This is a genomic window from Streptoverticillium reticulum, assembly GCF_047456005.1.
Classification (GTDB): Bacteria; Actinomycetota; Actinomycetes; order Streptomycetales; family Streptomycetaceae; genus Streptomyces; species Streptomyces reticulum.
On the sequence record NZ_CP179755.1, the window covers coordinates 4,189,045 to 4,211,589 of the forward strand.

The following is a 22,545-nucleotide window of genomic DNA, read 5'->3' on the forward strand; positions in this document are numbered from 1 at the left end:
GGGTTTTCCACAGGGGCGCCCGGGGTCTTGACGCAGCCGCCGGACATTGTCACATTCATCAGTGTCAACTTGCGGACGTGGCTTCGGGGTTCGCCCGGGAGGACGGAGGGGTGGGCATGACGGCTGTGGTGGGAGCGCCCGGAAGCCCCCGGGCGCGGACCGGGCCGGACACGGAGGGGCTCGGCGGCTTCCGGGAGGTGCAGCGCCTGGCGTACGCGTGCGCGGAGGAGGTCGCCGCGCAGCTCCGGCCGGGCGTGACCGAGCGGGAGGCGGCCCGGATGCAGCGCGAGTGGCTGCGCCGGCACGGCGTGCGGGACTGGTTCCACCTGCCGTTCGCCTGGTTCGGCGACCGCACGGCCTTCGCCGGCTTCCGGGTGCCGCTGCAGTTCTTCCCCACCGGGCGGCGACTGGAGCCGGGGATGCCGTTCATCCTCGACATGGCACCGGTCCACCGGGGCTTCACGGCCGACATCGGCTACTCGGGCTGCCTCGGCCCGAACCCCCTGCACGACCGGCTCATGGCCGACCTCGGCGCGCACCGCGAGCTGATCCTGCGCGAGGTGCGCGAGCGCAGGCCGCTGCGCGAGATCTACGCGGACGTGGACCGCCTCATGGTCCGCCAGGGATACGCCAACCGGCACCGCGCCTATCCGTTCGGGGTGATCGCGCACAAGGTGGACCGGGTGCGCGAGCGCCGCTGGTCGCCGCACGTGTTCGGATTCGGCACCCAGTCGCTCAAGGGCCTGGCCTCCGATGCGCTGCACGGCCACCGCGAGGGCTGGTCGCCGCTGTGGAGCCCGTACCGCTTCTCGGACCATCCGCCGCAGCCGGGCCTGTGGGCGGTGGAGCCCCACCTCGGATTCCGGGGCACGGGCGCGAAGTTCGAGGAGCTCCTGGTGGTCACCGACTCCCGGGATCCGCAGGAGAGCGCGTTCTGGCTGGACGACGACCTGCCGCACGTGCGGCGCGGACAGGAGGGAAGAGCCGTATGAGCGGAGGCCTGGCAGGAGCGCGCGAACGCCGGGTGCGCACGGGCGGGATCGAGCTGTGCGTCGCGGAGCTGGGCGATGCCGCGCAGCCGACCATGGTGCTGGTGCACGGATATCCGGACAGCAAGGAGGTGTGGGAGAAGGTCGCGCTGCGCCTGCAGGACCGCTTCCACGTGGTGCTCTACGACGTGCGCGGCTGCGGCAGCTCGACGGCTCCGGAGCCTCTGCGCGGGGGCTTCACCCTGGAGAAGCTGACGGACGACTTCCTGGCCGTGGCGGACGCGGTGAGCCCGGACGCACCGGTGCACCTGGTCGGGCACGACTGGGGCTCGGTGCAGGGCTGGGAGTTCGCCACCGTCGCCCGCACCGAGGGCCGCATCGCCTCCTTCACCTCCGTCTCGGGCCCGTCCCTCGACCACTTCGGGCACTGGCTGAACCGGCGCATGGCCCGGCCCACCCCGCGCCGGGCGGCCCAGCTGCTCGGCCAGGGCGCCCGCTCCTGGTACGTCTACGCGCTGCACACCCCCCGCCTGCCGGAGGCGGCCTGGCGCGGGCCGCTCGGCGCCCGCTGGCCGCGCATCCTGGAGCGTCTGGAGCGGCTCCCCTCCGACGGCTATCCCACCGGCTCCCTGCCCTCCGACGCCGCGCACGGCGCCTGGCTGTACCGGGACAACGTCCGCTCCAGACTGCGCCGTCCGCGCCCCGACGCCTACGCCCACGTCCCGGTCCAGCTGATCGTCCCGACCGGCGACCGCTACCTCTCGCAGCGGCTCTACGACGACCTGGAGCAGTGGGCCCCGCAGCTCGTGCGGCACACCTTGGAGGGCCAGCACTGGGTGCCGCGCACCCGGCCCGACCAACTGGCCGCGTGGATCGCCGAATTCGTCACGGCCCAGGAAGGCCGCAAGGACGCGGGCGGCGCACCGGCGGCGCGCACACCGGTCGCGAAGGGGCCGTACACGGAGCGCTTCGGCGGCCGCCTGGTGCTGGTGACGGGAGCGGCAGGAGGCATCGGGCGGGCCACGGCGTTCGCCTTCGCGGAGGCGGGCGCCCGGGTCGTCGCGGTCGACCGGGACGCCGAAGGGGCCGCCCGCACGGCCGAGTTGGCCCGGCTGGTCGGGGCGCCCGCGGCCTGGGGCGAGTGCGCCGACGTCGCGGACGAACAGGCGATGGAGAAGCTGGCCGCCAAGGTCGCCGCGGAGTACGGCGTGGTGGACGTGCTCGTCAACAACGCCGGCATAGGGCTCGCCGGGACGTTCATGGACACCTCGGCCGAGGACTGGCGCCGCGTCCTGGACGTCAACCTGTGGGGTGTCATCCACGGCTGCCGGACCTTCGGCCGCCAGATGGCCGAGCGCGGCCAGGGCGGCCACATCGTCAACACCGCCTCCGCCGCGGCCTTCCAGCCGTCCCGGGCCCTCGCCGCCTACAGCACCTCCAAGGCCGCGGTGCTGATGCTCAGCGAGTGCCTGCGCGCCGAACTGGCCGGGCAGGGCATCGGGGTCTCCGCGATCTGCCCGGGCATCGTCAACACCGGCATCACCGGCACCGCCCGGTTCACCGGAGTCTCCGAGGACGAGCAGCAGCGCCGCCGCGCCCGCACGGCCAAGCTGTACGGCCTGCGCAACTACCCGCCGGAGAAGGTGGCCGACGCCGTCCTGCAGGCCGTGCTCCACGACCGGGCCGTGGTGCCCGTGACCCCCGAGGCGCACGGGCTGCGCCTCCTGTCCCGCTTCACCCCGCGGGTGCGCCGTGCACTCGCCCGTATCGAGCCGAAGCTGTAGAGGCAGAACGAGCCAGAACGAGGCAGAACCATGAGCTATCGCATCGCCCCCAGAAGGGTCTCCTTCGACTGGCAGGAGACGCCGCTGCACTGGATACCCGACGAGCCCACCGCCACCCACGTGATCAACGTGCTGCACCTGCTGCTGCCCGCGGGGGAGCGCTGGTTCGTCAAGGTCTTCAAGGAGGCCCTCCCGCTCGTCCGTGACGAGGAGCTCCTCAAGGACGTCAAGGGCTTCATGGGCCAGGAGGCCACGCACAGCGTGCAGCACGCCTACGTGCTGCACCACCTGGCCGAACAGAACCTGGACACCGGTCCGTTCATCCAGCACGTGGCCTTCCTCTTCGACGTGCTGCTCGGCGAGAAGCCCCCGTTCGGCATGCCGCTCACCGAACGCGAGTGGCTGCGCTTCCGGCTCTCGCTGATAGCGGCGATCGAACAGTTCACGGCCGTACTGGGCGACTGGGTCCTGCGGGCGGAGGATCTCGACAGGGCCGAGCCCGACCCGGTGATGCTCGACCTGCTGCGCTGGCACGGCGCCGAGGAGGTCGAACACCGGTCGGTGGCCTTCGACATGTACGAGCACTGCGGCGGCGACGGCACCGCCCGCTACGCCCGCAGACTGCTGGGCATGGCCGTCACCGCTCCTGTGCTCTTCTACCTGTGGGGCTGGGGCACGCGCTACCTCGTCCGGCACGACCCCGTGCTGGCGGGCCGGCTGCGCTACTCGCTGCGCGAGCACAACAAGGCCGTGGCCAAGGGCCTTCTGCCGTCCTGGCGCGAGCTGGGCCGGGCCGTGCCCCGCTACTGCCGGCGGTCGTACCATCCCTCGCAGGAGGGGTCGCTGCGCAGGGCCGTCGACTACCTGGCGACCTCCCCCGCGGCCCGGACCGCCGCGGGCGCCCTGGGCCGGGCAGCCCTTTCGTGAGGAGCAACACCCTTGACCGAGCACCCTGACGAGACCGCACGGAACCGACAGGCCGTGCGGTCCGGACCGGCCGCCGCCGAGTACCGGATCGAGGACCTGGCCCACCATAGCGGCGCCACGGTCCGCACGATCCGCGCCTACCAGGACCGCGGACTGCTGCCGAAGCCGGAGCGGCGCGGCCGGGCCAACGTCTACGGCGAAGGCCACCTGAACCGGCTCCGCCAGATCGCCGGCCTCCTGGAGCGCGGCTACACCCTGGCCAGCATCAAGGAGCTGCTGGAGGCCTGGGACGCGGGCCGCGGGCTCGGCGGGATCCTCGGTCTGGTGGCGGAGGTCGACGGACCGTGGTCCGACGAGGAGGCCGGCCGGATCACACGCGCGGAGCTGAACGAGAGGTTCGGCGGGGCGCACGACGACGAGGCCGTGGCCGAGGCGGTGGACCTCGGCGTCCTGGAGCGGCTGCCGGACACCCCGGACGTCTTCCTCGTGCCCAGCCCCCAGGAGCTGGCCGTCGCCGCCGAACTGCATGCGGCGGGGGTGCCGCTGCCCGCCATCTCCGGGCACCTCCGCGAACTGCGCACCCAGGTCGAGCACATCGCCGGCCGCTTCCTCGACTTCACCACCGAGCACGTCTTCGGGCAGTACCTCGGCCACCCGCCCTCCGACGAGGAGGCCGCCGAGGCCGCCACCCTGGTACGGCGGCTGCGCCCGCTCGCCCAGCAGACCGTCGACGCCGAACTGGCCCGCGCCATGCGGACCCTGGCCACCCAGTACCTCCGCCACCACCTGGACGAGACGGCGACGGAAACGCCCCCGGTCCCCGCCCCGGCCCCGGCCCCGGCCCCGGCCCCGGCTGCACTCTCCCCCGCCCCCTCCGCCCCCGGTCCCGTCGTGGAACCGGTGCGGCTCCCCTGCCGCACCGTCCATGCCGTGCGGGCCCTGGTCGGGCCGGAACCGGAGCGCACCGAGGCGTTCATAGCCGCCGCCGCGGAGCGCGAGGTGCAGGCCCGCACCATGGACGCACTGGCCGACCGCAGTTGAGGCGGTGCCGGATCAGCAGTCCGGCAGCCAGTTGCCGTGGAAACCGTGAGGCACGCGCTGCGGCAGGTGCACGGTGGCCACGGGCGGTGCGCCGACGTCGTCGGCGTCGAGTATGACGAGGTCACTCGTGCCGACGGCGGCATCGTGCACGTACATCAGCAGCCATCCCGGCCCGCCGGGCCGGTCGTCCGCAGGCGCGAACGCCGCCTCGGAGGGCGTGCGGCCGGGACCGAACGCATGCCGCGCAACCGCCCCCGTGAGCAGGTCGTAGCGCAGCAGCTCGCCCGGCACGGCCTCGACTCCGGGCACCGCGGCGACGGTGGCATGGCCGTACCGCACGGCGAGCCCGGCCAGCCGGTCGTCGATGCGGGGGAACTCCGCGGGCCGGTCGTCCAGTTGCTCCTCGGTCACCGTGCCCCGGGTCAGATCGGCCGTCCAGCGCCACAGCGCCGGGGCGGCCGACGTGATCCCGGCGGCTCCGAGGTGCGGGTAGCGGACCACGTGGAGCACGATCCGCTCGCCGTCGGCATCGCTCTCGTCATGGGCGTTGAGCGCATGAAAGACATAGCAGGGATCGATCGGCAGCCAACGGATCTCCCCGTGCGGATCGTCGCGGCGCAGCACGCCCAGCCGCGCCCCGTAGCCGGGATCCCAGACGTAGGGCATTCCGCTGCCCGGCTTCCCGGCACGGTCACGGTCGAGGACCACGGGCAGATCCATGAAGACGACATGGCGGGCGGTGAGATGGAAGTCGTGCATCATCGTGCACGCAGGCACGTCGACGGGCCGGGTGACGGTCAACTCGCCTTCAGCGTCGGCACGGTGATAGGTCAGGTAAGGCGGCTCGAGCCCGCCGTACCCGAAGAAGTGCAGCTCGCCGGTGTCGGGACAGGTCTTGGGGTGGGCGGTCATCTGGGTGTTCAGCCGCCCGCCGAAATCGTGCGGGCCGACGGTCCCCAGCTCCTGCCCCGGCCTGAAGTCCAGTTCGTAGGGGAGAGAGGACTCGACCAGGGCCAACGTGCGCCCTGCGTGCCGCACCACATGGGTGTTGGCGCGCCCGGCGGCGAGATCGCGGCGTCCGTTCTCGTCGTACATGGGGGCGCCGTGGGTGAAGCTCGACGTCCGGACCCAGCGGTTGCGGTAGGAGGTGGCGCGGCCGCCCTCCAGGCGGACCCCATGGACCATGCCGTCGCCGAAGAACCAGTGGGCGGAGGCCGCCTCGTGCGGATTGGGGCCGTTGCGCACGTACCAGCCGGTGAGCCCGGGCGGGATCGCTCCGGTGACCGGGAGGTCGTGGGCGGTCAGTTCTCTGCTCACCGGGGCGAAGTTCCCGGCAAGGTGTGCGGGTGCGGTCGTCATGGTGCGGACCTCCTGGGCGTCCTGCGAAGTCGCGAGCACTGATCGGGGAATGGTCGGTGAACGGTCGTTGCGACGGCGGTCGTGCGGTCGAACTTCTCTGCTACTGAGCCGCGTTGGCGGCCAGGAACCGCGCCCGGACTCGCTCAGGGTATCGAGCGGTGAACAGGGCGGGCAGGGCGAATCCTGCGACCTGGACCGGGACAGAGACAGCGCTGCCGAGCCCTGCGGCGGTGACGGCCGCCATCGCCACGGCCGTCAGCGTGAAGGCGGCGGCCCAGACGGCGGTGATCACCACGTTGATCCGGTGGAACACCGGGTGGTCCCAGACCTCGGGCGGGGTCTGCCGCTTGGCTATGCCGGTGGTGAAGGGCCTGCCGACGGCGAGCGTGGCCCAGGCGGTGAGAGCGAGCCAGCCGAACGACATGGCTCCGCCGTAGTGCCGCAGGCCGCTGTGCGGGAGGGAGAAGGCCAGGGCGGTCAGCGCGACGAAGTACACGATCGTGCTGTGCTCCAGGATCAGCGAGTCCGCCGCCATGCCTCCGCGGCGTTGCGCGACCAGCAGTACCGCGCCGACGACGAGCGCCGCGGCGGCGGCCCACTGCCAGCCCGCCACGGACACGGCGGCGAACGCGATCCAGGGAATGAAGCCGCGCAGATAGTTCATGAAGTTCACGAGAGGCCCCCCAAAAAAGCCGATGGAGCGGCGCCGCGCCCGCGCTCGGGCCGCACCGTCGATACTCCAACCCCGACACTCCAATGCCGACATGTCAAAAGTAGAAGGTCCAGCCTTGACGTGTCAAGACTGGAATGTAGGCTGGGGTCATGAGCCTGAGACACGCGATGCTGGGCCTGCTCGCGGAACGCCCCGCCAGCGGATACGACCTGATGAAGCGGTTCGAGACCTCGCTCACCAACGTCTGGCCCGCCACCCAGAGCCAGGTCTACGGCGAGCTGGGCAAGCTCGCGAAGACCGGGCTCCTGGAGGTCGTGGCGGAGGGCCCCCGCGGCCGCAAGGAGTACGCGATCACCGCGGAGGGCCGCGCCGAGCTGCGCCACTGGCTGGCCGAGACCCGGCCCGAGCGGTCCCACCGCAACGAGGCGTTGCTGCGGGTCTTCTTCCTCGACCTGCTCACGCCGTTGGAGGCCGTCGCCTATCTCGCCACCGAGGCCGAGCGCGCCGCCGAGCTGCGCGCCGAGCTCGAGCAGGTGGGAGAGAAGGTCGACTGGGACGACGGCCCGCTGTCCGTCAACGGCCGCCTGGCCCTGGAGTACGGCCTCCGCCTCCGCGCCATGCAGGAGGAGTGGGCCCGATGGGCGGCCGAGCAGCTCGGCGGGGCGGGCGCGGCCGAGTCCGAGGCCGGAAAAAGCTGAGGTCACTGGCCCTCGACGGGACTCCTGCGGCAAGATCCACCGCTATGGACCACAGCGCCGGCCTCCCGCCGTTCCCCAGCACCGAAGCCGCCGTCACGGCCCTCCGCGAGACCGCGGACCGGTACGGCCGCGAGTTCCTCGTCGAACACGCCGTCGGCGCCGACCAGTCCGCACGCCGCAGCGCGGCGGGCGCGTTCGCGGTCACCGACGAGGACGGCTCACTGCCGCACGAGGCCCTGATCGAGCTGCCCGGGAGCCCGGAGATCGAGATCCAGGTCTTCTCCGAGGGCGACAGCCACATCACCGTGGAGGGCATCACGTTCCACGACGTCCCCACCGCGCACGCCCCGGCGTTCCTGGACGCCGTCCTCGCGCGCCGCGCCCGGGTGAAGACCACCTGGTATCCGCCCTTCGCCCGGCTCATCGTGTCCCTGCCCGGCGACATCACCTACAAGGAAGTCGTCACCATGGCGCACGGCGGCGGCATGACGCGCTGGCTCAGCGGCATCATCCGCTGAACCCGCTGAACCGGCTGAACCCGGGGCGGAACCGGCGGAGTTCAGAGCCCGGGAGCGCCCCACACCGGGAACCACCGGGCCAGGTCCTGCTCGATGCGGAGGTCGTTCTCCAGCAGTGCCCGCACCTGGAGTTCCAGGGCGTTGTCCCGCTTGTCCCCGCCGCCCGCCGCGGGCGCGAAGGGGTAGAAGGTGCCGCGCTTGTAGAGGTAGACCAGCACGAGGGACCGCTCTCCGGCGTCCCGGAATCCCATCAGCGAGCAGAGCAGCTGTGGCCCGAACCCGCCTTCCTGCAGCAGGGTGTTGACCGCGTGCAGGTCGTTGACCAGCGCCGCGGGATCGTCGGCCGGCCGGCGCGCGAGCAGCCAGGTGTAGCCGTAGCCGTCCGCGCTGAACTCCACCGGCACCCCGCCCCGTTCAAGCTCGGCGTCGGCGTCCAGCAGGGCCCGTACGTCCTGCTGGAGCCGGGCGAACGCCCCGCCCTCCACGCTCGCGAAGCAGACCGAGCCCAGCCCGGTCGGCGTGAAACCGGCGCCCGCCTGGAGGGTGACGGCGGCGGAGGGCAGGCCGAAGAGCTGGTCGAGGTCCGGGCGGACCGGCTTGCTGCGCCCGAGGATGACGTCCAGAAGACCCACGGATCAGAACTCCTTTTCAGCCGGAACCCTTGCCAACCGGAACTCTTGCCGGCCGGAACCCTTGTCACCCGCGCCCGAGCTCCGCCGAGATCCGGCCGAGCTGCTCCAGCCGCTGTTCCAGCGTCGGGTGGGAGGACAGCAGCCTGCCCAGGCTGTCCTTGGAGAATGCGGGCGCGAAGTAGAAGGCGTTGAACGGCTCGGCCTGCCGCAGGTCGCGCGTGGGGATCCGGGCCATCTGCCCGGTGACCTTCGTGAGCGCGGAGGCCAGCGCCGAGGGCCGGCCCGTCAGCAGCGCTGCGGCGCGGTCGGCCGACAGCTCGCGGTAGCGGGAGAGCATCCGGGTGAGCAGGAAACTGATCGCATAGACGACGGCGCTGACGAGCGGGATCAGCACCATGACGATCGCGGTGTTGCTGTCGCGGCCACCGACCCGGCGGAAGCCGCCCCACAGCCCGATCCGGGTGATGAGCCCGGCCAGCACGCCCAGGAACGAGGCGATGGTCATCACCGCCACGTCGCGGTGGGCCACGTGGGAGAGCTCGTGCGCCAAGACGCCCTCCAGCTCCTCCGGCTCCAGCCTGCGCAGCAGCCCCGTCGTCGCGCACACCACCGAGCTCTTCCGGCTGCGGCCGGTGGCGAAGGCGTTCGGCACGTCGCTGTCGGCGATCGCCACCCGCGGCTTGGGCATGTCCGCGAGCGCGCACAACCGGTCGACGGCGCCGTGCAGTTCGGGCGCCTGCTCCGGGGTGACCTCGCGGGCCCCCATGCCGAAGGCCGCGATGCGGTCGCTGAACCAGAACTGCGCCACGAACAGGCCGCCCGCGAGGATCAGGACCATCGGCCAGGCCCCGCGCAGCAGCACCACCAGCACACCGACGAAGACGACATAGAGCAGCCCGATGAAGAACATCGTGCTCACCATGCGGGTGGCCAGCCCCCGGTCGGGAGCGAAGCGAGTGCCTTGCATGGGGAACCTCCAAGGCTCTGCGAACCGTGCCCCCAGTAGGTGCCTCTGTCCCGATTCTCCCTCGCGGCGCCTGTTTCCGGCGTAAAGCCGAAGCCAAGTGCTGTGCAGCTCCCCGCGCCCCTTCCGGGGCGCGGGTTGGCTCAGAGTCCTGCGAGGCCCTCCGCCGCGATCTTCTCGAAGACCGCGACGTCGGACTCGAAGATCGAGTCGGCGATCGGCCAGTGCAGCACGATCTCGTCGATGCCCAGCTCCGCATAGCGGCCCGCGAAGTCGGTGAACGCGTCGAAGGACTCCAGCGGCCGCTCCGGGGCGAAGCCCGTCAGCAGCACCTTGTGCATCCCGGAGACGTCCCGGCCGGCCCGGTCGCAGGCCTCGCCGAGCCGCTCGATCTGTCCGGCGACCGCGGCCCGGGACTGCTCCGGGGTGCCCGTCTCGGCGATCTTCGGGTCGCCCGTGGTCACCCAGGCCTGCCCGTACCGCGCGGCGAGGCGCATGCCCCGCGGTCCCGTGGCCGCGACGGCGAAGGGGAGCCGGGGACGCTGCACGCAGCCGGGGATGTTGCGGACCTCGGTCGCGGAGTAGTGCTCGCCCTTGTGCGAGACGACGTCCTCGGTGAGCAGGCGGTCCAGCAGCGGGACGAACTCGGCGAAGCGGTCGGCGCGCTCGCGCGGCGTCCACGGCTGCTGCCCCTCCTCGATCAGCGCCGTGGCGTCGAAGCCGGAGCCCCCGGCGCCGATGCCCAGCGTGATCCGGCCCCCGGAGATGTCGTCCAAGGAGATGAGCTCCTTCGCGAGCGTCACCGGGTGACGGAAGTTGGGGGAGGTCACCAGGGTGCCGAGCCGCAGCCGGGAGGTGACGGCCGCCGCGGCCGTCAGCGTCGGTATCGCGCCGAACCACGGGCCGTCCCGGAAGCTGCGCCAGGACAGGTGGTCGTAGGTGTAAGCGGTGTGGAAGCCCAGCTCCTCGGCACGCTGCCAGGACGCACGGCCGCCCTCGGACCAGCGGCGGTCGGGAAGGATCACGGTGCTCAGTCGCATGGCACCGAGCCTAAGGGCAGGATCCGACACCCGGCCCCCGGAGTGCGTCCGGTGCCAGCCGGATATGACGGATGCGTATGGCGAGTGCGTGTGGCGGCCTGCTGCCCGGGGAAGGCACCCGGCGCCATCATGTCCGCACTCGTACGCGCCAGACGAACGTCCGTGCGCCCGCGTCCGCCCCGTGACCGAGAATGGGACCGTGACTTCAGCTATCGAGCAGCCCGAGACGCCGGCCGCGCGCCGGAGACCAGCCACCGTCACTCCCAGGCTGATCGCCACCGACCTCGACGGCACGCTGCTGCACGACGACAAGACGGTGTCCGACCGCACCGTCGCGGCCCTGGCCGCCGCCGAGGAGGCGGGCATCGAGGTCTTCTTCGTCACGGGCCGCCCGGCCCGCTGGATGGATGTCGTCAGCGAGCACGTACACGGCCACGGTCTGGCGATATGCGCCAACGGGGCCGTGGTCGTCGATCTCCGCGACGGCGGCCGTCTCCTGGAGGTCCGCCCGCTGGAGACGACCGCGGCGCTCGCGGTCGTACAGGCCGTGCGGGCCGCGGCCCCCGGTGCCTCGTTCGCCGTCGAGTGCACCACCGGTCTCCACTACGAGCCGCACTACCCGCCGTTCCAGCTCGACTCCGCCACAGTCGTCCCCTCCGCCGAGGCGCTGCTGACCGGTGGCGACGGCCGGCCGGGCCCCATCATCAAGCTGCTCGCCTTCCACCCGGTGCTCACACCCGACGAGTTCCTCGCCCTGGCCCGTACGGCGGCCGGCGACCACGGCTGCGTCACCCGCTCCAGCCCGACCGCCCTGCTGGAGATCAGCGGCGCAGGGGTGAGCAAGGCCAGCACGCTGGCCCGCTGCTGTGCCGAGCGCGGCATCTCCCCGGAGGAGGTCGTGGCGTTCGGGGACATGCCGAACGACCTGGAAATGCTCACCTGGGCGGGCACGTCCTACGCCATGGCGAACGCGCACCCCGAGGTGCTGGCCGCCTGCACGAACCGCACGGCGCCCAACACCGAGGACGGAGTCGCCCTCGTCATCGAGCAGTTGCTGCACGGTCTGACGGAACACGCGAGCTGACGGGACACGCGCGCGTACGCCGCGCATCGCCCGAGCGGCATCACACGTGCACCCCGCGCGAGCGCAGCCACTCCAACGGTTCGACCGCAGACCCGAATTCGGGTGTCGTGCGGATCTCGAAGTGCAAGTGCGGGCCGGTGGAGTTTCCGGTGGTCCCGGAGAGTCCGATCCACTCGCCCGCGCGCACCCGGTGCCCGGGCGAGACGAACACCGCGGACAAGTGGGCGTACTGGGAGTACCAGCCGTTGTCGTGCCGGACCACCAGGCTCATGCCGAACGCCCCGCCGCACCCGGCCGCCACCACCGTGCCGGCGCCGACCGCACGCACCGGTGTGCCGATGGGGACGGCGAAGTCCTGACCGGTGTGCCCGCCTTGCCAGTTGGCGCCCGTGCCGCCGAACCCGGCCGACAGCTCGTAGGAGACCACCGGCCGCGTCCAGCCGCTCGGCGAGATCTCCGCACCCGGCCGGCCGGCGTCCGGATCCTCCACGCCGCCCTGGACGGATGAACGGTCCATCGGCACACAGCTGCCGGTGCGGACGGCGCTCTCCGCCATGCCGTCCAGTTCGCTGCGCGCGTTCGCCAGCCGGTCCTCCGCCGCACGCTTCTCCTCGCCCAGCCGCCCGGCGTCGGCCTCGAGCGCACGCCAGGAGGCGGCGGACGTCTCCTCCTGGGCCGCCAGGGAACGGCTCCGGTCGTCCGCCTCGGTCAGCATCCGGGCCAGCAGAGTGCGCCGTCCGGTCTCGGCCGACTGGATGTCCAGCAGTTCGAAGGGATCCTCGGCCGCAGCGGCACCGGCCGGGACGGCGAAGCCTCCGGTGCGGTACTGCGCACGGGCCAGGGCACCGGCGTCGTCGTGCAACGCGCCTGCCACGATCCGCTGTCCGCGCAGCAACTGGGCCGCGTTGTCGGCCTGCAGGCGTTGTTCCTGCGCCGCACGCAGCCCGCGCTCGTACCGCAGCCGCGCCCGGCCCGCCTCCTGGGTCAGCCGGAACACCTCGGAGCCGAGGTGCGGCACCCGCGCCGCAGCCGCCCCCTTGGCGGCGGACGGCCCCGAGCCGAACAGCGGGGCGGCCACCACGCACAGGGAGCACAGGGCGGCTCCCCCGCGATACACACGATGACGGTGTCGCATGGACGCGATCTTGTCCCGCACCCCGCCCGCGCGCCCCCGCAGAGGACCGTTCGGAGGACAAGCATGCAGCCGACCGGGGACGCGCCGCGCAAACCCCGGCAACCGCTCCGCAGAGGAGCTATAGCGGCGCCTCCCACATCACCCGGGTTCCTCCGCCGTCCTCCCCGATCCCGGGCCCGTACGCGCTGGAGCCGCCCAGCGACTCGGCCCGTTTGGCCAGGTTGTGCAGTCCGCTGCGGCGGCCGCCCTCCGGGATGCCGATCCCGTCGTCGGCCACGGTCAGCCGTACCGCCTCCCGGCCGTCCGGCAGCTTGACGGTGACGTCGACGACGATGTCGATCCTGGTGGCCTGCGCGTGCCGGAAGGCGTTGGACAGCGCCTCGCGCAGGGCGGCGATGAGGTTCTTGCCGGTGCGCTCGCCGACCTTGGAGTCGACCGGGCCGATGAAGTTCACGGAGGGGTGGAAGCCGAGCGGCACGGCGGCGGTGCCGGTCTCCCGCAGCACGCGTGTGCGCAGCCCCGCGGGTGCCTCGGTCGGCTCCTGCTGGAGCGCGAAGATGGCCGTACGGATCTCCTGGATCGTCACGTCCAGCTCGTCCACCGCCTGGCCGACCTTCTCGTGCACGTCCGGCTCGGCCGCCTTGCGCTGTGCGCTCTCCAGCAGCAGTCCGGTGGCGAACAGCCGCTGGATGACGAGGTCGTGCAGATCCCGGGCGATGCGGTCGCGGTCCTCGTAGACGGCCAGCCGCTCGCGGTCGCGCTGCGCCTCCGCGAGGACGAGCGCGAGAGCGGCCTGTGCGGCGAACTGGGCGGCCAGTCTGCGCTCCGCAGGGGTGTACTTGCGGGCGCCTCGGCGCCGCGGCGTGGCGAGCGTGCCGAGCACGCGGTCGCCGCTCTTGAGCGGCAGCAGCATGCTCGGGCCGAAGCGCGGGGCAACCGCCGTGATCATGCGCGGGTCGGTGGCGGAGTCGTCGATGAACACGGGTTCCCCGGCGAGCAGTTGCCCCACGACCGGGCTGTGCGGCGGTATCACCGTCCCCAGCAGTCCGGCAGGGTCCTCCGCGGAGACCGCCACCATCTCCAGGCCGCCGTCGTCGTCCGGCAGCAGCACGATGCCCGCGTCCGAATCGGCGAGCCTGCGCGCCTGTTCGGCCACGACGGCCAGGGCGTCCTCCGCGTCGCTGCCCGACAGCAGAGCCGTGGTCACCGCGACGGAACCGTCGATCCAGCGCATCCGCTGCCGACTCTCGTCGTGCACGCGCGCGTTGCCGATCGCGATGCCCGCCTCGGTGGCGAGGATCTTCACCATGTTCAGGTCGGCGATGCTGAACTCCCCGCCGCCGCGCTTCTCGGTGAGGTACAGGTTGCCGAAGATCTCGCCCTCGACCCGGATCGGTACACCCAGGAAGGTACGCATCGGCGGGTGGTGGGGCGGAAAGCCGGCGGACCGCGGGTCGGAGGACAGGTCGGAGAGCATGACCGGGGCGGGCTGGTGGATCAGCGCGCCCAGCAGTCCGCGATGACCGTCCGGCAGGGCGCCGATGCGCTCGCGCTGTTCCCGGGTGACCCCGTAGGTGATGAAGTCCGCGAGGCCCTCGCCGGTGGAGTCGATGACGCCGATGGCGGCGTAGCGCGCATCGGCCAGTTCGGCGGCCGTCTCCGCAATGCGGTCGAGCGTGCTGTGCAGTTCCAGCCCGGTGCCGACGGACCGCATGGCCTCCAGCAGCTGTGGGACGCGCGCGGTGAGTTCCGTCGACATTCCCTGCAGGCTGCGGGTGGCCTCCGTCGCAATGGCCAGCGGATCCATCGCGCCCTGAGGGGCCGAGGAGTCCTGCGGGTCGGAGGAGTGCACCGTGGCTGCCATGCCATGAGCCTAATAAGTACCTTTTGCCATGGAAAGCGGCCGATGGGTGGTGTCCGGCGCGTCGGACGCCCCGGACGTCACCGCCGCCCCCAGCGCGTCCGCCGCCCGTTCCCGCTCCAGCATCCGGCGGAACGGCCCCTCGGCGGCGGCCAGCTCGCCGTACGGGCCCCGCTGCACCGTCCGCCCCTGCTCCAGGACGACGACCTCGTCCACCGCCTCCAGTCCCGCCAGCCGGTGCGTGATCAGGACGGTCGTCCGGCCCTCCGTGGCCGCCAGCAGATCCGCGGTCAGCGCGTCGGCAGTGGCCAGGTCGAGGTGTTCCGCGGGCTCGTCCAGGACCAGGACGGGGAAGTCCGCGAGCAGCGCCCGTGCCAGAGCGAGCCGTTGCCGCTGGCCGCCGGACAGCCGCGCACCCTGTTCGCCGACGAGCGTGTCCAGCCCGTGCGGCAGACCGTCCACCCACTCCAGCAGGCGTGCCGCCCGCAGTGCTTCGCGCAGTTCGCCGTCCCCTGCGTCCCTGCGCGCGAGCCGCAGGTTCTCCCGCAGGGAACTGTCGAAGATGTGGGCGTCCTGCGCGCACAGCCCCACCAGCCGCCGCACCGCGTCGCCGTCCATGCGTGCCGCCTCACGACCGGCCAGCGTGTACGCACCGGCCTCCGCGTCCAGGAAGCGCAACAGCACCTGCGCCAGCGTGGACTTGCCCGCTCCGGACCGGCCCACCACGGCCACCCGGCGGCCGGCCGTCAGCTCCAGCGCGAAGCCGTCGAGCGCAGGCGCGGACTGTCCCGCGTGCCGCACCGTCAGATCCGCCAGCCGCACCGGGAACGGCGACTGCGGCGCCGGCTCCGTGCCGTCCTGCACCGGCTCGGGCGCGTCCAGCACCTCGTGCACCCGCTCCGCGGAACGCCGCACCCGCTGCCGGTACTGCACCGCGAGCGGCAGCCCCGCCACGGCCTCGAACGCGGCCAGCGGGGTGAGCACCGCCACTGCCAGCCACACCCCGCCGAGGCGGCCGTCGTGCACCGCCTGGACACCCGCCCAGGCGGCAGCGGCCACCGTCACGCCACAGGCCAGCGCCGACAGGCCGGAGCCCAGCGCGGTGGCCGCAGCGGCGCGGCGGGCGATACGGGTGAGCATGCTGTCGACACGGTCCAGCCGTTCAAGCCGCGCGGGCAGCGCCCCCGCGACCGTCAACTCGGCCGTACCGGACAGCACATCGACCACCTGGGTGGACAACTCACCGCGCGCAGGCGCCAGCTGTCGCTCGGCACGCCGGGCGACAGCACCCGACAGCGCCGGCACGGCGACTCCCGCGACCAGCAGCCCCGCAGTGAGCACCGCGCCCGCCTCCGGGAGCAGCCACGCGGTGAAGCCCACCGAGGCCGCCCCGGCGACGACGGCGGAGCCGAGCGGCAGCAGCCAGCGCAGGAAGTAGTCCTGCAGGGCGTCCACATCGGCCACCAGACGCGACAGCAGGTCACCGCGCCGCGTCTCGCGCAGACCCGCGGGGGCCAGGCACTCCAGCCGTGCGTAGACCGCGACGCGCAGGCCCGACAGGATGCGGAGCACCGCGTCGTGCGAGACCAGGCGCTCGGCGTAGCGGAAGACGGAGCGGCCGATGCCGAACGTGCGGGTCGCGGTGACGGCCACCATCAGGTACAGCACCGGGGGCTGTTGGGAGGCCCGGGAGATCAGCCAGCCGCTGACCGCCATCAGGCCGATGGCGCTGCCCAGGGCCAGCGTGCCGAGGAGGAGGGCGAGGGACAGGCGGCTGCGGTACGGCCTGCCCGCGGCCCGGACCCGGGCCAGGGGGTTCGCGCTCCGTCCAGCGTTCTGCATCTCCGCGCGGCCGTCCGCATGCCCGTCGACGGGGCCGGAGGGCTCGGCGGAAGCACGGTGCTCCTCCACACGGGCGGAGGAACGTACGGGCGCGGTCCCCGGCGCGATGCGGATCACCCGGTCCGCCACCGCGAGCAGCGCCGGGCGGTGCACCACCAGGATCACGGTGCGGCCCGCCGCCAGCCGGCGCACCGCGTCCACCACCGCCGCCTCGTGCTCCCCGTCGAGGGCCGCGGTCGGCTCGTCGAGCAGCAGGACCGGCCGGTCGGCCAGGAACGCCCGTGCCAGCGCGATGCGTTGGCACTGTCCGGCGGAGAGGCCCGCGCCGTCCTCGCCGAGCCGGGTGTCAGTGCCGTCGGGCAGCATGGAGACGAAGTCGAGCGCACCGGCTTCGCGCAGTGCGTGCCGCACCTGCGCGTCCGTGGCGTCGGGCCTGGCCAGCCGTACGTTCTCGGCGACGGTCCCGGCGAAGAGATGCGGCCGTTGCGGGACCCAGGCCACCTGGTTCCGCCAGCTTTCGGGGGAGAGCGATGACAGATCCGTACCGCCGACGAGGATCCGCCCGCTCGTGGGCCGGGCGAGGCCCAGCAGCACGTTCAGCAGCGTCGACTTGCCGGCACCGCTCGGCCCGACGAGCGCCACCGTCTCCCCGGGCCGCACATCGAACGAGGCGCCGTCCAGAGCGGGTTCGGCCCGGCCCGGGTAGCGGACCACGAGCCGCTCCACGGCCAGCGCCGCCGTGCGCGCGTCCGGGGCCGGGAGCGTGCCGGCCGCGGCCGGCTCGGTCTCCAGCACCGCGAAGACCTGGTCGGCGGCCGCCAGGCCCTCGGCGGCCGCGTGGTACTGCGCGCCGACCTGGCGCAGCGGCAGATAGGCCTCGGGCGCCAGCACGAGGACCATCAGGCCGGTGCGTAGGTCGAGTTCGCCGTCGACGAGCCGCATGCCGATCCCGACGGCGACGAGCGCGACCGACAGGGTGGAGAGCAGCTCCATGGCGAAGGAGGAGAGGAAGGCGATGCGCAGCGTCCGCAGCGTGGCCCGCCGGTAGTCGGCGGTGATCGTCCGGATCGACTCGGCCTGCGCCTTGGCACGGCCGAAGACCTTGAGCGTCGGCAGCCCGGCGACGACGTCGAGGAAGTGCCCGGAGAGCCGGGAGAGCAGGCGCCACTGCCGGTCCATGCGCGACTGGGTGGCCCAGCCGATGAGCGCCATGAAGAGGGGGATGAGCGGCAGCGTGAGGACGATGACGAGCGCCGAGATCCAGTCGGCGGAGACGATACGTGCCAGCACGGCGACCGGCACCACGACCGCGAGCCCCAACTGCGGCAGGTAGCGGGCGAAGTAGGCGTCGAGCGCGTCCACTCCGCGCGTGGCCAGGCTGGTCAGTTCGCCGGTGTCCGGCGCGTCCGGGCCGAGCCGGGTGGCCCGGTCCAGCAGCCGCCTGCGCAGTTCGGACTTCACGGCCGCGCTCGCGCGGTGCGCGGTCAGTTCGGTGAGCCAGGACACCACGGCCCGGCCCGCCCCGGCGGCCGCCAGCAGGCCCAGGGGCACGGCCAGTTGCCCGGCCGTGCGCCCGTGCTGGAACGCCCCGGTCACCACGTCGGCGATGAGCATCGCCTGCGCGACGACCAGGCCCGCGCCCGCGAGGCCGAGCAGCACGGAGGCGGCCAGGAAACCGCGGGTCGCGGTGGCGTACCGCAGCAGCCGGGGGTCGACGGGCTTCATCGTGGCGTCTCCTGACGTCCTGGTCCGGCGTACTGACCCATCGGACAGGCCCTAGTGGGCGGCGGGGATGTGCTGGGTGCCGATCCGCTTGCGGAACACCCAGTACGTCCAGGCCTGGTAGGCGAGGATCACGGGGGTCATGAAGCCCGCGATCCACGTCATGATCCGCAGCGTGTACGGGCTGGAGGCGGCGTCGGTGACGGTCAGGCTCCACTCCGGGTTCGTGGAGGAGGGCATGACGTCCGGGAAGAGCGCCAGGAAGACCAGTGCGAAGGCGGCGGCGACGGCCAGCCCGGACAGGGTGAACGCCCAGCCCTCCCGGCCCAGCCGGTTCGTCACCAGCGCGCCGGCCAGCCCGGCCACGGCGACGATCAGCGCCACCAGGCTGCGTCCGTTGCCGGAGTCCGCCTGCGTCCAGCCCAGGAAGGCCGCGGCGAGGGCGGCGGCGCCCAGGCCGTACCGGGCGGCGTGGGCCCGGGCGCGGTGGCGGATGTCGCCGGTCGTCTTGAGCGCGGCGAACACCGCGCCGTGGAAGGTGAAGAGCACCAGCGTGAACAGGCCGCCGAGCAGTGCGTACGGGCTCAGCAGGTCGAGCACGGAGCCGGTGAAGTTCTTGTCCGGCCCGATGGGAACCCCGCGCACGATGTTCGCGAAGGCGGCGCCCCACAGGAAGGCGGGCAGCAACGAGCACCAGAAGATGGCGTGTTCCCAGTTGCGCTGCCAGCGCTCCTCGGGCCGCTTGTGGCGGTACTCGAAGGCCACGCCGCGCACGATCAGGCAGACGAGCACCAGCAGGAGAGGCAGGTAGAAGCCGCTGAAGAGGGTGGCGTACCAGTCGGGGAAGGCGGCGAAGGTGGCACCGGCCGCGGTGATCAGCCAGACCTCGTTGCCGTCCCAGACCGGGCCGATCGTGTTGATCAGCACCCGGCGCTCGGTGCGGTCCCGGGCGAGCGTCTTCGTCAGCACGCCGATGCCGAAGTCGAAGCCCTCGAGGAAGAAGTAGCCGGTCCACAGGACGGCGATCAGCAGGAACCAGAAGTCGTGGAGGTGCATGGGGTGTCTCCGTTCCGCGGTCCGCGAGCGGCGGTCAGTACGCGAAGGTCATCGGCTTGTCGGCGTCCTCGCGCTCCGTGCCGGAGCCCGTCCCGCCGCCGGAGGGCAGCCGCAGCCGGGGATCCTCGGCCGGCGGCTTCTCGTCGGTGTCCGGCCCGGCCTTGGCGTACTTCACGAGGAGCTTGACCTCGACGACCGCGAGCACGCCGTAGAGCAGGGTGAACACGGCCATGGAGGTGAGGACTTCGCCCTGGCTCACCGTGGGGGAGACCGCCTTCGCGGTCTTCATCAGCCCGTAGACGGCCCAGGGCTGGCGGCCCATCTCCGTGAAGATCCAGCCGAAGGAGTTGGCGATCAGCGGGAACCCCATGGTGAGGACGCCGACGCGCCAGGACCACTTGGTCAGGAAGGGGGTCATCTCCCGCGTCTTCGTGAGCATCAGCCGCGGGACCTCGTTCTCGCCGGTGCGGAACTCGGGTGCCAGCCACAGCTTCTTGCGCGTCGTCCACAGTCCGATCAGGCCGGCGACGAAGGACGTCATGCCGAAGCCGATCATCAGGCGGAAGCCCCAGAAGGTCATGAAGATGCTGGGGATGTAGTCGTCCGGCTTGCCGCCGTAGCGTGCGGCCTCCTGCGCGGCGACGTCGTTGATGCCGGGGACGGCCTCGGAGAAGTTGCTGTGGGCGAGGAAGGAGAGTATTCCGGGGATCTCGATCTCGACGCTGTTGTGCCCCTTGGTGACGTCGCCGACCGCGAACACCGAGAAGGGCGCGGGCGCCTGGGTGTCCCACAGGGCCTCGGCGGCGGCCATCTTCATGGGCTGCTGCTCGAACATCACCTTGCCGAGGCTGTCGCCGCTGATGGCCGTGCCGAGGCCGGCGATGACGGCGATCACGAGTCCGACGCGCAGCGAGGCCCGCATCGCACCGATCTGGTGACGCTGCTTCTCGCCGAGCTCCTCGCCGTTGATCTGCTTGCGCTTGGCCCGCCACAGGTGGAAGGACGCGATGCCGACCACGAAGGCGGCGCCGGTGAGGAAGGCCGCGGTGAGGGTGTGGAAGACGACGACGAGGGTGGTGTTCTGGGTCAGGACGGCCCAGATGTCGGTGAGGTGCGCCCTGCCGGTGCTCTTGTCGATGGAATAGCCGGTGGGGTGCTGCATCCAGGAGTTGGCGGCCAGGATGAAGTACGAGGAGAGCAGGGTGCCGACGGCGACGATCCAGATGCAGGCGCAGTGGATCTTCTTGGGCAGCTTGTCCCAGCCGAAGATCCACAGACCGATGAAGGTCGACTCGAAGAAGAAGGCCAGCAGCGCCTCCATCGCCAGCGGTGCGCCGAAGACGTCGCCGACGAAGCGCGAGTAGTCGGACCAGTTCATGCCGAACTGGAACTCCTGGACGATGCCGGTGACCACGCCCATGGCGATGTTGATGAGGAAGAGCTTTCCCCAGAACTTCGTGGCGTGGAAGTACTTGTCCTTGCCCGTGCGGACCCAGGCGGTCTCCAGACCGGCCGTGATCGCGGCAAGACTGATCGTGAGCGGGACGAAGAGGAAGTGGTAGACGGTGGTGATGCCGAACTGCCAGCGCGCCAGCGTCTCCGGAGCCAAAGCCAGATTCACTCGGTCTCTCCTTGCCTCTTGCTTCACCGGCGGGCCGGGCCGCCGACGGTATGCCCCCTTATGCCCCACAAGAAGGGGGACATAAAGGTGCGCTTGTGAACGCGTTCACATTCACAAGCATTATGGCGCACCGAGTTTTCGGCCAAGTCAGGGGGGTACCCCCTCCGGCCCTTGTGCGGGGCGGGCGCGCGGGAGGGGCAAAGACAAGGGCGCCGTGCCCCTCCCGCGAAGGGAGGGGCACGGCGCCCTTGTCAGGCGTCAGCGGCCTCAGAGCTGCTTGCGGAACTCCTCGGCGACCCGCAGGACGATGTCGTTGGCCTCGGTCTCCCCGATCGTCACCCGCACGCCGTCGCCCTGGAACGGCCGCACGGCCACCCCGGCGGCGTCGCACGCGGCGGCGAACTCGGCCGCCCGGTCCCCCAGCCGCAGCCAGACGAAGTTGGCCTGCGACTCCGGCAGCGTCCAGCCCTGCGCGGCCAGCGCCGCGGCCACCCGCGCGCGCTCCTCCACCAGCGCGTCCACCCGCTCCTTCAGCGCCTTCTCGCTGCGCAGCGAGACGATCGCCGCCTCCTGCGCGACCTGGCTCACACCGAAGGGGACGGCCGTCTTCCGCAGTGCCGCCGCGACCGGCTCGTGGGCGATCGCGAAGCCGACGCGGAGCCCGGCGAGCCCGTACGCCTTGGAGAAGGTGCGCAGCACGCAGACGTTCGGCCGGTCCCGGTAGAGGTCGATGCCGTTGGGGACGTCCTCGTCGCGGATGAACTCGATGTACGCCTCGTCCAGGACCACCAGCACGTCGGCGGGCACCCGGTCCAGGAAGGACTCCAGCTCGGCCCGGTGAACCACCGTGCCCGTGGGGTTGTTGGGGTTGCAGACGAAGATCAGCCGGGTCCGGTCGGTGATCGCCGCGAGCATCGCCTCCAGGTCGTGCACATCGCCCTCGGTCAGCGGGACCGGGACCGGAGTGGCGCCCGAGACCCGGGTGATGATCGGGTAGGCCTCGAACGAGCGCCAGGCGAAGATCACCTCGTCGCCCGGGCCCGCCGTCGACTGCACCAGCTGCTGGGCGACGCCGACCGAGCCGGTGCCGGTCGCCAGGTGCGACAGCGGCACCTCGAAGCGCTCCGCCAGCTCGGCCATCAGGCCCGTACAGGCCATGTCCGGGTAGCGGTTGAGCGAACCGGCCGCCTCGACCGCGCTCTCCAGCACGCCCGGCAGCGGCGGGTACGGGTTCTCGTTGGAGGACAGCTTGTACCCGGCCGGACCGCCGGCGGCCGGCTTGCCCGGCTGGTAGGTGGGGACGCCGTCCAGCGCAGCACGCAGCTTCGGGGTCTTCTCGGTCACCGCGGTCCTCCCGGGCAAGGGACATGAAGGGACATGAATACTGCACACCTTATGAGGATTGCCCCGGGCGGCGTCCAGAGTTTCCGGAGCGCTCTTCCTCCCGCAGTGCGCCGTGGCGGGCGCCCTGGCGCGCATCCCCCGTGAAGGTGAGTTGAGACCTCTCCGAGACCTGGACCACCCCCGCGACCGGGATATGCCAGACGTCGACCGACCCCCGACGACCCGCTCAACCACCTGCAATTCCATGATCATTGG

At 72.1% G+C, this 22,545-nt stretch carries 18 protein-coding genes; 7 read left to right on the plus strand and 11 right to left on the minus strand.

Annotated features, from left to right (window positions below; all coding sequences use genetic code 11):
* Nucleotides 1-116: 116 nt before the first annotated feature.
* From ACMATS_RS19005 to ACMATS_RS19020, 4 genes are read left to right on the plus strand one after another with little or no spacing between them, the layout of a single operon-like run.
* The gene (locus tag ACMATS_RS19005) at nt 117-992 is read left to right on the plus strand and encodes a M24 family metallopeptidase (RefSeq protein WP_414168554.1); all 876 of its coding nucleotides are present in this window, start codon (nt 117-119) and stop codon (nt 990-992) included.
* Nucleotides 989-2,773: an SDR family oxidoreductase gene (locus ACMATS_RS19010; RefSeq protein WP_414168555.1), complete on the plus strand. Its 1,785-nt coding sequence runs from the start codon at nt 989-991 to the stop codon at nt 2,771-2,773. The genes ACMATS_RS19005 and ACMATS_RS19010 overlap by 4 nt, the downstream gene beginning before the upstream one ends.
* Before the next feature lie 30 nt (nt 2,774-2,803).
* Nucleotides 2,804-3,700 (plus strand): metal-dependent hydrolase, encoded by an 897-nt coding sequence (locus ACMATS_RS19015; protein ID WP_414168556.1) that lies wholly within the window; start codon nt 2,804-2,806, stop codon nt 3,698-3,700.
* A gap of 12 nt (nt 3,701-3,712) precedes the next feature.
* A complete protein-coding gene (locus ACMATS_RS19020; RefSeq protein WP_414168557.1) occupies nt 3,713-4,741 on the plus strand; it encodes a MerR family transcriptional regulator in 1,029 nt (342 codons plus the stop codon).
* 12 nt (nt 4,742-4,753) lie between these two features.
* Here ACMATS_RS19020 and ACMATS_RS19025 read toward each other — a convergent pair whose 3' ends face one another.
* A complete protein-coding gene (locus tag ACMATS_RS19025; RefSeq protein ID WP_414168558.1) occupies nt 4,754-6,100 on the minus strand; it encodes a carotenoid oxygenase family protein in 1,347 nt (448 codons plus the stop codon).
* A gap of 100 nt (nt 6,101-6,200) precedes the next feature.
* Complete coding sequence (locus ACMATS_RS19030) at nt 6,201-6,764, minus strand: hypothetical protein (RefSeq protein ID WP_390777392.1); 564 nt, start codon at nt 6,762-6,764, stop codon at nt 6,201-6,203.
* A gap of 158 nt (nt 6,765-6,922) precedes the next feature.
* Between ACMATS_RS19030 and ACMATS_RS19035 the strand changes: the two genes are divergently transcribed.
* Both ACMATS_RS19035 and ACMATS_RS19040 read left to right on the plus strand, forming a co-directional pair.
* The gene (locus tag ACMATS_RS19035) at nt 6,923-7,471 is read left to right on the plus strand and encodes a PadR family transcriptional regulator (protein ID WP_414168559.1); all 549 of its coding nucleotides are present in this window, start codon (nt 6,923-6,925) and stop codon (nt 7,469-7,471) included.
* Between the two features lie 44 nt (nt 7,472-7,515).
* Nucleotides 7,516-7,989 carry a hypothetical protein gene (locus tag ACMATS_RS19040; RefSeq protein ID WP_390777222.1) on the plus strand — a complete coding sequence of 158 codons (474 nt, stop codon included), beginning with the start codon at nt 7,516-7,518 and terminating at the stop codon, nt 7,987-7,989.
* A 41-nt stretch (nt 7,990-8,030) separates the two neighbouring features.
* Here ACMATS_RS19040 and pspAB read toward each other — a convergent pair whose 3' ends face one another.
* The 3 genes from pspAB to ACMATS_RS19055 form a co-directional block, all read right to left on the minus strand.
* Complete coding sequence (gene pspAB / locus ACMATS_RS19045; protein ID WP_390777223.1) at nt 8,031-8,621, minus strand: PspA-associated protein PspAB; 591 nt, start codon at nt 8,619-8,621, stop codon at nt 8,031-8,033.
* 64 nt (nt 8,622-8,685) lie between these two features.
* Nucleotides 8,686-9,588: a zinc metalloprotease HtpX gene (htpX, locus tag ACMATS_RS19050; protein ID WP_336410351.1), complete on the minus strand. Its 903-nt coding sequence runs from the start codon at nt 9,586-9,588 to the stop codon at nt 8,686-8,688.
* Nucleotides 9,589-9,728: 140 nt separating this feature from the next.
* Nucleotides 9,729-10,625 carry an LLM class flavin-dependent oxidoreductase gene (locus ACMATS_RS19055; RefSeq protein WP_390777224.1) on the minus strand — a complete coding sequence of 299 codons (897 nt, stop codon included), beginning with the start codon at nt 10,623-10,625 and terminating at the stop codon, nt 9,729-9,731.
* A gap of 199 nt (nt 10,626-10,824) precedes the next feature.
* Here ACMATS_RS19055 and ACMATS_RS19060 point away from each other — a divergent pair, with 199 nt between their 5' ends.
* Nucleotides 10,825-11,709 carry an HAD family hydrolase gene (locus tag ACMATS_RS19060; protein WP_414168560.1) on the plus strand — a complete coding sequence of 295 codons (885 nt, stop codon included), beginning with the start codon at nt 10,825-10,827 and terminating at the stop codon, nt 11,707-11,709.
* A gap of 40 nt (nt 11,710-11,749) precedes the next feature.
* On the opposite strand, the gene ACMATS_RS19065 is transcribed toward ACMATS_RS19060, so the two are convergent.
* From ACMATS_RS19065 to hisC, 6 genes are all read right to left on the minus strand, one after another.
* Entirely contained in the window at nt 11,750-12,826 is a 1,077-nt protein-coding gene (locus ACMATS_RS19065; RefSeq protein ID WP_390777226.1) for a M23 family metallopeptidase, read from the minus strand.
* Between the two features lie 136 nt (nt 12,827-12,962).
* Nucleotides 12,963-14,651 (minus strand): GAF domain-containing protein, encoded by a 1,689-nt coding sequence (locus ACMATS_RS19070; protein WP_390777393.1) that lies wholly within the window; start codon nt 14,649-14,651, stop codon nt 12,963-12,965.
* A gap of 66 nt (nt 14,652-14,717) precedes the next feature.
* A complete protein-coding gene (gene cydD / locus ACMATS_RS19075) occupies nt 14,718-18,272 on the minus strand; it encodes a thiol reductant ABC exporter subunit CydD (RefSeq protein ID WP_414168561.1) in 3,555 nt (1,184 codons plus the stop codon).
* Nucleotides 18,273-18,323: 51 nt separating this feature from the next.
* Nucleotides 18,324-19,325 carry a cytochrome d ubiquinol oxidase subunit II gene (cydB, locus tag ACMATS_RS19080; protein WP_390777228.1) on the minus strand — a complete coding sequence of 334 codons (1,002 nt, stop codon included), beginning with the start codon at nt 19,323-19,325 and terminating at the stop codon, nt 18,324-18,326.
* Nucleotides 19,326-19,359: 34 nt separating this feature from the next.
* A complete protein-coding gene (locus ACMATS_RS19085; RefSeq protein ID WP_390777229.1) occupies nt 19,360-20,946 on the minus strand; it encodes a cytochrome ubiquinol oxidase subunit I in 1,587 nt (528 codons plus the stop codon).
* 267 nt (nt 20,947-21,213) lie between these two features.
* The gene (gene hisC, locus ACMATS_RS19090) at nt 21,214-22,290 is read right to left on the minus strand and encodes a histidinol-phosphate transaminase (protein WP_390777230.1); all 1,077 of its coding nucleotides are present in this window, start codon (nt 22,288-22,290) and stop codon (nt 21,214-21,216) included.
* Nucleotides 22,291-22,545: the final 255 nt, after the last annotated feature.